Raw genomic sequence first — 14530 nt, 5'->3', positions numbered from 1 at the left:
TGCCCCATCCGTTTTTACTTACTTTTTAGAAGCTGATCTTTCTAAGATAAAAATAAGCGAAAAACCTAGTACGGCCAGAATAATGGCAAGCATTAATTTATTGTCACCTTCAAAAGTTCCAGGAAGCACATTTACATCATCTACAACAATGATCTTTTCTCCAAAGGTTTTGGTCTCCAATACTTTTTTCCAGGGCCAAATTTTATTTAGGGAACCCAAAATAAAACCGGTCAATAAGGCCAGTGTTATGTTTTTGTAGTGGTTGAACATCCATTTGAGCAAGCGTGCAAAGCTCAAAAGTCCAAAAATTGCCCCAACGCCCACGGTTAGTATAATTTTGATGTCCCTTTCGTGGACTGCGTCCAAAATGGTCTTGTAGGAGCCCAAGAGTACTAGAATAAAGGCTCCGGAAATCCCGGGCAAAATCATGGCACAAATGGCCAATGCCCCAGATAGGAAAAGAAATGGGAGGCTGTCCACATTGTCGTTTACGGGCAATTCTGTGATAAAATAGGCCAAAATCGAACCAGCAATAAAAACGAGTATGGATCCCAGGTTCCATTTGGTAATTTCTTTGGCCACAATAAAAATGGATGCGACCACCAGGCCAAAGAAAAACGACCAGAGCAAAATCGGTTCGTTCTCCAAGAGCCAGCTCAGGAATTTTGCTAAAGAGAGTACACTAATAAAGATCCCAAGAAAAAGTGACGCAAGAAAATTTCCGTTGATTTTGTTCCAGACTGCCTTTGCCCCTTCTTTACGGAACAAGGGTACAAGGGAAAGGTTGATATTGTTTATGGAAGTGATGAGTTCTTCATAAATCCCGGAAATAAAGGCAATGGTTCCTCCGGAAACTCCCGGGACCACATCTGCGGCACCCATGGCCATTCCTTTGAGTGTTATAAATACGTAGTCAAGTATACGACGTGCTTGCATATTATTGGTTAATATACGGGCTACTTGGTTGTTTTCTTTATTTTGGAAACCAATGCTTTCACCCAATCTACTTCAATGAATTCTGGGAATTCCTTCTCAAACTGCCGCAATTTACCAATATCAATTTTCATAGCCTTGGATAAGATGATTTTTGCTTCGCCCAAGTCGTTGTTTTTTAAATGAAGTCCCGCTAACTTATAAGTTAGCTCTGAGTTGTCCGGGTAAAATTCCAAACCTTGGATCAGTACTTGGATGGCCGAGTTGTAATCCCCGATTTTACTGAGCACCTCTGCCCAGTTTTTCCAAGTAAGTAACTCATAATTTCCCAGTTCTACAGCTTGTTTGTAGGCAAAATCGGCTTCGTCAAAATTGTTCATGGCGAAATAAATCTTGGCGGCCTTTTTCCAGTACTTTGGATTTTCACCATCTATATTTATTGCTTTGTTTATGTAGTGCAGTGCCTTTTCGTAGTTTTTTTGGCCAAAATGGAAATCGGTAATGGCCAACCATCCCTTGTCCAATAAAGGGTCTTCGTGTACGGTGTGATAATAGTAATATTTGGCCAGATCAAAATTGCCCAATTTTTCATGGCATTTTCCCAAGCGTAAAAACGCATACGAGGTTGGGTCGTCCATGGAAATGGTGGACTCGTAATTTTCGATCGCTTCGTTGTACCTGCCCAACTTTTCCAACACTTTGCCTTTTTCAAAATATGCGCCAATGAAGGAATCGTCCGAGATAACGGCAAAGTCAAAAGCGGTAAGGGCTTCCAAGTATAAATTTTTGGCCAAGTACATTTTTCCGAGTTGGTGCCAGGCGACTTCACAATAGGGATTGCGATCCAAATAATTGTTCAAATAATAAATACAACCATCAAAATCTTCTAAGAATTCAAAACAATACACAACATTGTACAGGGACGAGTAATCTTGGTCGTCTATTTCCACACAGCGCATAAAGCTAAGTTTAGCCTGCTCGTAATTATCCATAAATAGATACTCCATTCCCAATAGGGAATGTATATCGAAGGAGTGCTCCGTAATGTGCAGTGCTTCAAGTAAGAGGTTTACAGCCTCTTGGTGCTTGTCTTGCTTGGACCTGATATTGGCCCGTTGGATGTAAATTTCCTCGTTGGCCACATTAATGGTCTGGATTTCGTCCAGAAGGGTTTCAGCGGCCTCGAACTTATCCTCAAAGGCCAATACTTCCACTCTTAAAAGTTTAAGTTCCATGGAATTGGGATGCTGTTCCAGCCCGATTTGGATGGCCTTCTTTCCCAAAGAGATCTTGCCATTGTTCAAGTAATGATGAATAATTTCCTCAAAGTCCTCCGCATCAAAGAAATAGACGTCATCCGTCTTGAGCATGGACTCAAATTTGTGTATGGATTTGTCTGGATATTCGTTAGATTCTAACGCCATAGGAACGTTTTTGGTTGAACTATGGACTTAAAATTAACCTTTTGTGGTTCTGTTCAAGTCCGATTTTGGGGTATGTTATCAACAAATTAGTTAACAGTATTGGGTCGGTAGCTATTTAAAATACTGATAATATGGTCGCAACCTTCTTCGATTTCTTTCATGGAAATGGTGAGCGGAGGCGATATTCTCACAGCTTTTGGCTCAAATAATAGCCAAAAGAGTATCAAACCTTTTTTGGCCGCTTCAAGAATTAGATAATCGGCAACATCCTTGTTTTGCATAATGGGGGCGAGCATAAGGCCCTTCCCTCGAATTTCTTTGATCAAAGGGTGCTTTAATAATTTACGGAACAGTTTTTCTTTGGCCAATGTTTGATGGATAAGGTCCGTTTCGGTAATTTCTTTTAAGGTGGCCAAACTGGCGGCAGCAATTACTGGATTGCCCCCAAAAGTGGTAATATGCCCCAACTTTGGATTGTCTTTAAGGTCTGCCATGATCTGTTTGGAGGCTACAAAGGCGCCAACGGGAAGACCCGATGCCATTCCTTTGCCGATGACCAAGATGTCCGGAGTACAATTGTAATGCTCAAAAGCGAACAATTTACCGGTTCGACCAAACCCGGGCTGTATTTCGTCCAATATAAGTAATGCCCCAACCTTATTACAGCGGGCCCTTACTTTTTCTAAATAATCATTTTTCGGTACTATAAACCCTGCTCCTCCTTGAATGGTCTCTAATACCACTGCGGCAGTTTTTTCTGTAATTTTGCTTAGATCTTCTTCATTGTTAAATTGAACAAACCTTATATCCGGAATCAAAGGTCGGAACGGACTTTTTCGTTCTTCGAGCCCCATTAGGCTCAAACTGCCCATGGTGTTCCCGTGATAGGCATTTTTGGCCGCAATTATTTCTGAACGACCGGTGTGCCTGCGTGCCAATTTTAGGGCTCCTTCCATAGCTTCTGTACCCGAGTTGACCAGATAAGTGGTGTTCAAATTACTTGGAAGGAGGGAAGAGAGCAGCTTGGAGAATTCCACGGCTGGTTTTTGCACATATTCGCCGTACACCATAACATGCATGTATTCGTCCAGTTGTGCCTTTATGGCACCAACCACTTTGGGGTGGCAATGCCCCAAACTACAGGCCGATACGCCTGCTACAAAATCCAAATGGGCATTGCCATCGGTATCGTAAACATAGCTCCCTTTGGCATGCGAAACTTCCAAGGCCAATGGATGCGGTGTAGTTTGGGCTTGGTATGTAAAGAAATCTTTTTTAGACATTATGGGGTTTGCGCTTTCTTTTTTAGCGTGGGCTGTTTGGGTTTTACCGCCTTGGTGTTGGGGGCGGTAATGGGGTCGTTCTCGTTGTTTTGCCTTTCGTTTTCTTCGGCATCGATATCAATGGGATTTTCTATGCCCCGGATCTTTACCAATTCGATATTGTTATCGTCCTCATCAAAAATTTCCTCTTTGGACATGATTCGTTCATCGCCACGCCAAACAAAGCCTTTTAGTTTACGGCTCTCTACTGGCAAATCGGTCTCGGGGAATATATCCCCATCTGGATTTACAAAGAAGGTGATGTCCTCGATATCGTTATCGGCCATTAGGAGCCTAATTTTACTGCAAATCGTCTTGTCTATTCCAATTAGCTCTTCATCGTCGTTGTAGACATAATAGATCACCTCGGTATTTTGGACCAGGTCGATTATTTTAAGTTCGTTTTCTATGAACTTGCCATACAGATTTTTTCCTTTAGCCTGATTGTAACCCGTTCCACTTATAGTATCCAGCGAAATAATGAAAGCGTTTTCGATCACCTTTAGGGAATCCAGTTTATCGGTCTCCATGTCGGAAATCAAATGAATGCTGTCACCGGTAATCTGGTTGTCCACATTCCATAAAATGGGGTCGGTGATCAGTTCGGTAATTCCTGTTCTTTCATCAAAATGGATGGAATCCGACTTACCGCTCAAATCGGTTTTATAAAACTTGGCATTTCTGAATGCCCTGATGATGCGCTCTTCCTCTTTGCCGGTTACCATTAAGGTATCACCATGCATGTAAAGTGAATCTTTTTGTACCAGATTGATGGAAACTGCCCTTTTGGTGGCAAAAACGGAATCCTTTGCTTTGTGCACTTCGGCATAGTGTGCTTTGATCACTCCATTGTTGATAGTGTCCGTGATCTTGATGTTGTTGGTGGCCGAGGCAAATTCGGTAGCCTTATCAAAATAAAGGCTGTCCCCCTCGATGATCTTGTTGTCGTAATCGATTCGGGTGTTCTTTATGCCGTAGCCCTGTTCAATTTTGGTGTCGTAGAAACCGCGCTCACAATAGATTTTATATTCCTCTCCCGTAATGGTGGAAGGCCCATACATATAGGCATTTTTGGAGGTGGTGTAGTAGTCCAGTTGCTCCGAATCGATAACGTAATCCGGATTGTCTATGTGCACCTTGCGCTGGAACTGGTATTTTTTGGGTGTCATAAAATACGTGCCGATTATGCTCGTGAGCACATTGGCGGAATCTACAACCTTACCTCCGGCATTGTAGTATGCTTTCTGTTTTTCCCTATCAAAGTAAAGGGTATCCGTGGTCAACGTCATTTGGCCATTGGTAAGGTCTACTTTCTCCCAAGCTTTGGCCAGTTTGGTGTTGCCATCATAATCCATTTTGCCACTGTTCATTTCTATGGAATCCCCTTGTTGCAATCGAATATTTCCAATGGCTTTTAATCGATTCTCTTCTGCATAAAATATGGCAATATCGCACCAAAGGTCGGCACCTTGGTGTTCAAACTGTACTTGTCGCTCATCATCCTTGCTAAAAATCGATGCACCTGGAAACTGGGCCTCATCTTTGGTAAAGTTGGCCCCGTAAACAATGTTTATTTGTCTTCCTTCCTTGGGTTGGTTTTGTTGTGCGAAAACACCAAAAGTCAGAAGCGATAAAATGAAAAATAAAATACTTTTCAAATGCGTTTAATTTTGGTCAAAAGTAGGATTTTTAGCTGAAGTGGCACAAATCGTTTAGAAAGCTTTGGCAATTCACCACAAGCTGAACGTAACATTTTGTTGGTCTGAAGATTTGAACCATGGCATAAAAGAAGGTGTTAAGGAAAATCTGAAGGAGGCTAATATAGACCATGAAGCAACTTAAATACTTCTGAAAAATAAAATCATCCAAGATTTCAGCAATACTTTAAGCTTATGTGCCAAAATCCTGAATGATCCTAAAATTGTCTTTGAGTGACAAAGCCAGATAACCTTTGGGAATAAAGGGCCCAACGGCAATTCTGTGAGCTGTGATCTATTTGTTTAAAAATGCGGAGTACATCCAAACCAATTTCTCCTGTTCTCTAATGTAATCGCTCATCAATGCCCCTGTGCCTTCGTCGTTGGATTCACCGGCCATTTCCAAAAGTTCTCTTTCCAATGGAAGCAATACTTTGTATCCATCCAATATGGCCTGAACGGCGTCTTTTCCGCCAGATACATTTTTGGAGGCCTTTATCTTGGAGATTCCCGAATAATCTTCATAATTGTGCAGGGGTGTAAACCCTAAGGTCAAGATTCTTTCGGCTATTTCATCGATTTTTTCCAAAGAGTCGTTGTACAGATCTTCGAATTTTGCATGTAGTTCAAAGAATTTTTCGCCCTTGATGTTCCAATGGAAACCACGTGCGTTCATGTAAAATATCTGATAGTTTGCCAACAGTTCGTTCAGCTTGTCGGATAGCTCTTTGGAAGCTCTGTTGTCCAGTCCTATTTGATTTAATTTATCTGTCATAACTTCTTATTTTTATTTGGTACAAAGTTACGGATTTTGCCAAGTATCATCTGTGATTTAAGTCACATAGGCTACTCGTTTTCTTTTAGTAAACTAATGGCAAAGCCTCCCCCTTCGGCAAGTTTTATGTTGAGGGTTGAATTTTTATTTATTTCTATATTTTCTATGTCGATTGCAGTAGGGTCGGTCCTAAAATTTGCACTTTCGGCATCCTTATAAATAATGGCTTTGTAACTACTGGTCTCGTCCAAAAAATCAAAATCAACAGTTAGTTCCCTAGCGTTTTCATCCGTAATTCCGCCAACAAACCAATTTCCGGTTCCACGTTCTTTGCGTGCAATGGTAACGTAATCACCAACTTCTCCATTTAGCACTTCTGTTCGGTCCCAATCTACCCCGACGTCCCTAATAAATTGGAACGCTGGTTGATTTTCATAATTTTCGGGCAGATCGCATGCCATTTGCACGGGACTGTAGATTACCACATAAAGAGCCAACTGTTGGGCAATGGTGGTGCTGACCCTGTTATTTTCTTTTGTAGGGAGTTCAATATCAAAAACACCGGGTGTAAAATCTATAGGTCCTGCCAACATTCGTGTAAAAACAACAATGGGCAAATGTTCTGCAGGGTTGCCACCATCGGCAGACCAGGCATTAAATTCTTGGCCTCTTAATCCTTCCCTGGAAATGGCATTTGGGTATGTTCTTCGTATTCCTGTTGCTTTAATAGGTTCGTGGGCATTTATGGCTATGTTGTATTTGGCCGCTGTTTCCAATACTTTTCTATAATGATTAACCATCCATTGTCCGTGGTGGTACTCGCCTTTTGGAATTATTTTCCCTACATAGCCGGTTTTTACGGAATGTATGCCCAATTGGTTCATTAACTGATAGGCAGTGTCCAACTGCTGCTCATAGGTTCGGGGCGCTGCCGAAGTTTCGTGGTGCATTATCAATTCCACTCCTTTTTCTTTGGCGTATTTGTTAAGTCCCTCCAGATCATAATCGGGGTAGGGCGTTACAAAATCGAAGACCCCTTCGCGGTCTTCAAACCCTATCCAATGCTCCCATCCTGTATTCCAGCCTTCCACCAATATACCTTTAATGTTGTTTTTTGCAGCAAAGTCGATGTAGCGTTTTGTATTTTCGGTTGTTGCGCCATGTTTCCCGGTAGGTTTGGCATCTTCCGTAAATGTGTTCATGTCTTGCGAGCCTGCATAGTCCCAGGTGGATTTGCCCAGGTGCATCTCCCACCAGATACCGACGTATTTTTTTGGTTCGAACCAATCTACACTGCCCAATTTATTGGGTTCGTTGAGATTAACGATTAATTTGGATTCGATAAGTTCCGTGGCCTTGTCCGCAATTTGAACCGTTCGCCAAGGTGTTTTAAAGGGAAGCGCCCTTTTTACTTTGTGGCCGAGTCGATCGGAACCTACCAGCTCACTGGTCAATAGTAAAGATGTATTGTCCACTTTTAAGGTCATGCCGGCATAATTGGTCAGGTTGGCTTCGTGGAAACTCAGGTGCAGTCCATCTTTGTTTCGCAGGGTTACTGGTGTATTTACCGCATTTTCTGGAATATAGGTCTGTGCAAGGTCAGGGTGGTTTCTTTTGGAAATGGCATCTATCTCAGAAACCAGAGAGGTGTTATAACGGTGTTCGTAGATATCCCAATCCCCTGGAATCCACCATGCCGTATAGTCCTCTGTGAGCTGAAATTGGGTGTTTTCGTCCATTATTGCCACGCTGTCCACGCCTTGTTGTGGTAAAAACTCATACCGGAAACCTACACCATCATCATAAGCCCTAAAATAGATGTTGAATTTACGGTTTGGGGCTTTGGTCTCTTCGAGCTCAACTTTGAGTTCGTTGTATTGGTTCACAACCTCTTTTTGCTCCCCCCAGGGCATTTCCCAAGTCTCATCTACCGTGGTTGTGGTTGAATTGATAATGCCCAGATTTCCGTTCAAGGATTTTTGATTTTTGAAATCAAAACCGATAAAAGAGGAATCGATAACAGTTTTGTTGTTATGACTCACCACATACAATGGATTGCCGTTCTCCGATAGAAAAAACTCTATGGAGTTGGTTCCTTTTGGAGATGCAACGGAAAGTGATTTTGGCTCTTTCTTTTGGCAGGAAACAAGGCTTGCCAGTACTAATAGCAGGGTCAATATTTTGTTCATGGTATTGATATTTAGTCAATTGCGTTTGAGTAGGAGTATAATGTCCGTGATGGAACAACCGGACTATTAAATTACTCAAAAATGAACAAAAAACCGAGTCTTACCTATGAATAGTTTGAAGCCTGTCCGGACCTACGGATACTATTTTAATGGGTACGTTCAACTGCTCTTCCAAGAACCCGATATATTCGTTCAGGGTATTAGGTATATCCTCTGCCTTGGACAATTTGGTAAGGTTCTGGGACCATCCTTTCAATTCCGTGTACACAGGAGTAACGTACTCTTTCTCTATGTTGTAGGGCAAATGCTGTATTTGCTCTCCTTTATAGGAGTAGGCCGTACATACTTTAATGGATTCAAAGCCACTAAGAACGTCTGCTTTCATCATCATTAGTTCTGTTACACCATTAATTTGAACAGCATATTTTAGGGCTACCAGATCCAACCATCCACAACGACGTGGTCTTCCTGTTGTTGCGCCGAATTCGTTGCCTATTTTGGCCATTTTGGCACCGTCCTCATCAAAAAGTTCAGTAGGGAACGGGCCGCTTCCCACACGGGTGGTGTAGGCTTTAAAAATCCCCAAAACACGCTTAATGTTGTTTGGGGCAACACCTAATCCTGTGCACGCTCCGGCGGCGGTAGTATTCGAGGATGTTACAAAAGGGTAGGTTCCAAAATCGATGTCCAAAAGGGAGCCTTGAGCACCTTCGGCCAAAATCTTTTTGCCTTCGGCCTGCGCTTTGAAAATGTATTCCTCGCTATCTATAAAGGTCAATTTTTTCAATGTTTCAACGCCTTCACAGAATTCTGCCTCCAATTCTTCCAGATTATACTGGATATCTACATCGTAAAAATCGATCATGGCCTCGTGCTTGTCGGCAAGGGCACGGTATTTTGTTTTCCAATCATCGAACTCCAAATCGCCAACACGCATTCCATTACGGCCTGTTTTGTCCATGTAGGTAGGGCCAATACCCTTTAAAGTGGAACCGATTTTTGCTTTTCCTTTGGATGCTTCGGAAGCGGCATCCAACAAACGATGGGTTGGAAGAATCAGGTGTGCTTTTCGAGAAATGAACAGTTTGGACTCGATATCGATATTGAATTTTTCGAGATTGTCCAGTTCTTTTTTAAAGATAACTGGGTCTATGACGACTCCGTTCCCCACTATATTGATCGCATTTTTATGAAAAATCCCAGAGGGAATCGTATGCAAAACGTGCTTAATACCATCAAACTCCAAGGTGTGGCCTGCATTGGGCCCTCCTTGAAAGCGGGCTATAATATCGTATTCCTTGGTAAGTACATCAACAATTTTTCCTTTTCCTTCGTCTCCCCATTGGAGTCCAAGCAATAAATCTACCATGTAATATGTGGGTTATTCGGTTAGGTTTTCTTCTTTGTTTCGAGTTCCGTAGAAATATAAGGAGTGATTATTGATCTTAATGTCAAAAACCTCCTCAATGGTTTTTTTGATGGATTGGATACGTGGGTCACAGAACTCCACTACCTCTCCTGTATCGGTTAGGATAACATGATCGTGCTGACGATCAAAATAAGACTTTTCGTATTGCGCCTGGTTTTTGCCGAATTGGTGCTTGCGAACCAGTTTGCTCTCCAACAAAAGTTCTATGGTGTTGTACAATGTGGCCCGGCTTACCCTATAGTTTTTTGTCTTCATTTTGATGTAAAGGGATTCTACGTCAAAATGGTCGTCGCTTTCATAAATTTCCTGTAAAATGGCGTAGCGCTCAGGAGTTTTGCGGTGTCCTTTCTCCTCTAGGAACGAGGTGAACACATTTTTTACAATTTCCTGATTTTTGTTGTTTCCCATGGCTTTCTGCATAGCTAATGCACAAAGGTACAGTTAAAAATTAAATTCTTGTTACTTTATCTATTCCTTCAACTTGCTTTAAACGGTTCATCAGTCGTTTAAGGATATTATTGTTTTTGACCACAAGCGTTATCTTTCCTTTAAAGGTGCCTCCGTCCGCACTAAAGTTGAGGTTTCGCATGTTTACATGCATGTTTTCCGATATGATCTTGGTAATATCCTGTACCAATCCCATGTTGTCGATACCGGTTATTTGAATATCCACAGAAAACTCTTCTTGGGAAGAATCTATCCACTTGGCACTTATAATTCTGTAGGCATAATTGGATTGTAGCGATATGGCGTTCGGGCAATTCTTTTTGTGCACTTTAATGCCATCGTTAACACTTACAAATCCAAACACCTCATCTCCGGGAATTGGATTGCAGCATTGCGAGAGTTTATAGTTGAGCCTTTCCTCTTCCTTGCCGAATACTAGTAGGTCGTATTTGGTGGTGATCTCGTTTTTATCTACATCTTTTGGTGTAGGGGTTCTTCGGATTTTGTTTTTGAAGAAATTGATAAATGCATTGTGGTAGGATGATGAAAAATCCTTGAGCTTTTCGTTATCGATAACACCGATACCGACACGATAGAAAAGGTCCAAGCTTGTTTTTAGCTTGAAAAAGGTCACCAATTTGTTGACGGTGTCCTCGTTCAGGTTTATTTTTTGGGCCTTTAACTTTCGTCGCAATATTTCCTTTCCTTCTGCCGCGACCTCTTTTTTCTCTTCGCTCAAGGACGATTTAATTTTGGAGCGAGCTCTTGCTGTTTGTGCATAATCCAACCAACTTTGAGTAGGTTTGGCACTTTCCGAGGTAATGATCTCCACTTGATCACCGCTCCTGAGTTTTGTGCCCAACGGGACCAGTTTTCCGTTTACACGGGCTCCACGGGTCTTTAATCCTACTTCGGTATGGATGTTAAACGCAAAGTCAAGGGCGGTGGCACCTTTGGGCATCGATTTTAAGTCTCCTTTGGGAGTAAAAACAAAGATTTCCTTGGCATAAAGGTTCAGTTTAAATTCCTCGACAAAGTCGACAGCATTGCCATTGGCATTTTCAAGTGCTTCCTGTAGTTTGTTGAGCCATTCTTCTATGCCTTGTTCCTTTTGGTTGCCATGTTTGTACTTAAAGTGCGCAGCATAGCCTTTTTCTGCAATTTCGTGCATACGCTCACTACGAATCTGAACTTCTACCCATTTTCCTTTTGGCCCCATTACCGTTATATGCAGAGCTTCGTACCCTGTGGATTTGGGAGAGGTGATCCAATCCCTAAGTCGAATCGGGTTTGGGGTAAAGTGATCGGTAACTATGGAGTAGATTTTCCAAGCCAGGAATTTTTCGTTCTTGCGATCGGATTTGTAGATGATCCGAATTGCGAACTTATCGTAGACTTCATCAAAAGTTACATTTTGAGTCTTCATCTTTTTACGGATGGAGAAAATGGATTTCATTCTACCTTTGATGTAGTAATTAAGACCTTCTTTGTCCAGCGATGTCCGGATAACATTGGCAAAGTCTTCGATATAGGCCAAGCTTTCCTCTTCGGTGTCCTCTATTTTTGCTTGGATATCGTTGTAAACCTCTGGTTCGGTATACTTTAAAGAGAGGTCCTCAAGATGGGTTTTAATATTGTAAAGCCCAATTCTGTGGGCCAGGGGCGCATAAATATATAGTGTTTCGGAAGCAATCTTTACCTGTTTGTGTTCCGGCATGGAATCCATGGTGAGCATGTTGTGGTACCGGTCCGCAATTTTGATAATGATTACACGGACATCGTCATGAAGCGTCAACAGCATTTTTCTAAAGTTCTCTGCTTGTTGACTTATGTCCTTATCTTTTTTTAAGTGGGCGATCTTGGTGAGCCCGTCCACGATCCGCGCCACTGTCTCGCCGAACATACGCTCAATATCGTCCAGTGTATAGGCCGTGTCCTCTACAACATCGTGCAGTAGGGCAGAGGCGATGGAAACAGCATCCAGACCAATTTCCGAAGCTACAATTTTGGCAACGGCAATAGGGTGAAAAATATAGGCCTCACCGGATTTTCGTCGTTGATCCTTATGGGCATCTACGGCCACATCGAATGCAGATCGAATCAATTTCTTGTCCTCGTCCGTCAGTGTTTGGTAGCTAATGCGAAGTAATTCTTTGTACTGCTTCGCAATTTGCTTGTTTTCTTTTTCAATCGCAGCCTCTGTCATAGTATATTAAATTTACTACAATCTTAAATTTTAAACAACAAAATCTATGCCTTTAGGTTTCGGATACGTTCAATTAAAGGTGGATGTGAGTAGTGGACAAAAACGTAGGCCGGATGTGGGGTGAGGTTGCTCAGACTTTTTTTGGACAACTTTTTTAATGATGAGATCAATGGGGATGCGGCAAATGTACGTTTTGCAAAATTATCTGCTTGGAATTCGAATCTCCTCGATAAATAGTTCATGATCAATCCGGTTATTTCGGAAATGGGGCTATATAATAAGGCAAACCCGACCAAAGCAGCATGAAAACTTGGTGTGGATACGCCAATGGCCAAGGATATTTCTGGATGGTTGATGAACAACGATAGGATAAAAAGCGTAACACCTGTAGTGAACAACGATGCCAAAAGATTTGCAATAATATGTTTTCGTTTGTAATGGCCAACCTCATGGGCCAGGACTGCCACTATTTCATCCTCGTTCAAATCGTTGATCAAGGTATCGAACAGGGTAATGCGCTTTTCTTTTCCAAATCCCGAAAAATAGGCATTTGCTTTTGTGGAACGTTTGGAGCCATCTATTACAAATATATTTTGAAGCTCAAAACCCACCTTTTTTGCATAATTCTCAATGGATTTTTTTAGACTGCCCTCTTCAAGTGGGGTCTGTTTGTTGAACAGTGGTACGATCAACCGGCTGTAGAACAGATTAATGAACAAAATAAAGACCCCGACAGCTACCCACATATAGATCCAAAAATTTTGGCCTGTAGATATGTAGAAAAGTATAAATAATGCCAGCATACCTCCTCCCAGAACCAAAGTGAGCAGAGTCCCTTTTATTTTATCTGACAAAAAAGTGGATTTAGTGGTTTTGTTAAATCCATATTCCCCTTCGATCACAAAAGTTTTGTAATACGAAAAAGGGAGTCCCAAAAGTGCGCTACCGAACATTATAATTCCAAAAAACAGCAATGCCATGGGAATGGTATCTTCGGTAATGGAACGGGTCAATCGATCTACCCATTCAAATCCACCAAGGACTAAAAAACATACGGTCAGTACAAGGGAAAAGCCATCGGAGATAAGACCAAATTTGTAGTTGGCCCGTTTATATTGTTGTGATTTTCGATACTCGGTTTCGTCAAAGACATCGGCCAGTTCGGGAGGTAATGTGGACTGGAAACGCTTGGCATTCAGATATTCCAGGAACTGGTGTGCCAGATATTGGGTTACTAGAATCGCAAGGATCACATAAAAGAGTGTATTTTTTTCCATAGCTTAAAATCCGCGCTGGCGCTTAGCTTCAAATATAAGTATTGCAGCGGATACCGAAACATTCATGGAGTCTATTTCCCCTTGCATCGGAATAATTATGTTTTGGTCGGAATTTTGGAGCCATGTATCGGTGAGTCCAGTGGCCTCCGTACCCATAACTAGGGCAGAGGCTCCTGTAAAATCACAATCCACATAATTTTTGGAAGCGGTCAATGCGGCACAATAAATTTTGATTTGGTTGGTCTGTAAAAAAGTAATGATCTGGTCCGTTGTACCCAGACCCACTTGGTTAGTAAAAAGGCAGCCAACACTGGATCGGATTATGTTCGGACCATATAGGTCGGATTTGGGGTTTGCTATTAAAACGGCATCTACAGCAGCAGCATCGGCCGTGCGTAAAAGTGCGCCAATGTTTCCAGGTTTTTCTGGAGCTTCGGCCACGAGAACCAAAGGTGTGTTGTTCGTAAAGGTAATGTTCTGCAATGCATGGTCCTTTGCACTCATCAGGGCGATTACACCCTCGGTGGTACCACGGTGCGCAATTTTAGCGTAGACATTTTCGGATATTTCTATAATTTCCGGGCAAGCGTCCTTGGTGAGCGTATCAATAGAAGGGTTGTTCAAAATTTCAGGACAAAAAAGAAGAGTCTGCATGGTATAACCGCCCTTTAGGGCCAACGCTATTTCCCTTTGCCCTTCAACGATAAAAAGCCCGCTCTTTTTTCGTTCACGGGATTTTTCTTTGAGCTGCAGAATTCTTTTCACCAAAGAATTTTGGGTGCTGCTTATGAGTTTAACATCCATAGATCGGTAAAAATAGATATTCCTGTA

At 42.0% G+C, this 14530-nt stretch carries 11 protein-coding genes; all 11 read right to left on the bottom strand.

Annotated features, from left to right (window positions below; all coding sequences use genetic code 11):
• Window positions 1–18: 18 nt before the first annotated feature.
• Window positions 19–936, bottom strand: a complete 918-nt coding sequence (locus tag ABTP35_RS01580; RefSeq protein ID WP_293294380.1) for a DUF368 domain-containing protein — start codon at window positions 934–936, stop codon at window positions 19–21.
• Between the two features lie 20 nt (window positions 937–956).
• The gene (locus tag ABTP35_RS01575; RefSeq protein ID WP_293294382.1) at window positions 957–2357 is read right to left on the bottom strand and encodes a tetratricopeptide repeat protein; all 1401 of its coding nucleotides are present in this window, start codon (window positions 2355–2357) and stop codon (window positions 957–959) included.
• Between the two features lie 86 nt (window positions 2358–2443).
• On the bottom strand, window positions 2444–3640 hold the full coding sequence (locus ABTP35_RS01570) for an aminotransferase class III-fold pyridoxal phosphate-dependent enzyme (protein WP_293294384.1): 1197 nt from the start codon (window positions 3638–3640) through the stop codon (window positions 2444–2446).
• Complete coding sequence (locus tag ABTP35_RS01565; RefSeq protein ID WP_293294386.1) at window positions 3640–5337, bottom strand: OstA-like protein; 1698 nt, start codon at window positions 5335–5337, stop codon at window positions 3640–3642. Before ABTP35_RS01565 ends, ABTP35_RS01570 begins: the two co-directional genes overlap by 1 nt.
• Before the next feature lie 334 nt (window positions 5338–5671).
• On the bottom strand, window positions 5672–6151 hold the full coding sequence (locus ABTP35_RS01560; protein WP_252079219.1) for a Dps family protein: 480 nt from the start codon (window positions 6149–6151) through the stop codon (window positions 5672–5674).
• Between the two features lie 71 nt (window positions 6152–6222).
• Window positions 6223–8340 (bottom strand): glycoside hydrolase family 97 protein, encoded by a 2118-nt coding sequence (locus tag ABTP35_RS01555; protein ID WP_293294390.1) that lies wholly within the window; start codon window positions 8338–8340, stop codon window positions 6223–6225.
• A 100-nt stretch (window positions 8341–8440) separates the two neighbouring features.
• Window positions 8441–9709, bottom strand: a complete 1269-nt coding sequence (locus ABTP35_RS01550; protein ID WP_293294392.1) for an adenylosuccinate synthase — start codon at window positions 9707–9709, stop codon at window positions 8441–8443.
• A gap of 12 nt (window positions 9710–9721) precedes the next feature.
• Window positions 9722–10177 carry a Fur family transcriptional regulator gene (locus ABTP35_RS01545; protein WP_224835116.1) on the bottom strand — a complete coding sequence of 152 codons (456 nt, stop codon included), beginning with the start codon at window positions 10175–10177 and terminating at the stop codon, window positions 9722–9724.
• 40 nt (window positions 10178–10217) lie between these two features.
• On the bottom strand, window positions 10218–12422 hold the full coding sequence (locus tag ABTP35_RS01540; protein ID WP_224835115.1) for a bifunctional (p)ppGpp synthetase/guanosine-3',5'-bis(diphosphate) 3'-pyrophosphohydrolase: 2205 nt from the start codon (window positions 12420–12422) through the stop codon (window positions 10218–10220).
• Window positions 12423–12466: 44 nt separating this feature from the next.
• A complete protein-coding gene (locus tag ABTP35_RS01535) occupies window positions 12467–13699 on the bottom strand; it encodes a M48 family metallopeptidase (protein WP_293294396.1) in 1233 nt (410 codons plus the stop codon).
• Between the two features lie 3 nt (window positions 13700–13702).
• Window positions 13703–14503: an RNA methyltransferase gene (locus tag ABTP35_RS01530; RefSeq protein ID WP_293294398.1), complete on the bottom strand. Its 801-nt coding sequence runs from the start codon at window positions 14501–14503 to the stop codon at window positions 13703–13705.
• Between the last annotated feature and the right edge of the window lie 27 nt (window positions 14504–14530).

Origin of the sequence: Flagellimonas alginilytica (genome assembly GCF_042134605.1) — a bacterium.
In the GTDB taxonomy this organism is placed as follows: domain Bacteria; phylum Bacteroidota; class Bacteroidia; order Flavobacteriales; family Flavobacteriaceae; genus Flagellimonas; species Flagellimonas alginolytica.
This window is presented reverse-complemented; position numbering and strand designations above follow the sequence as displayed.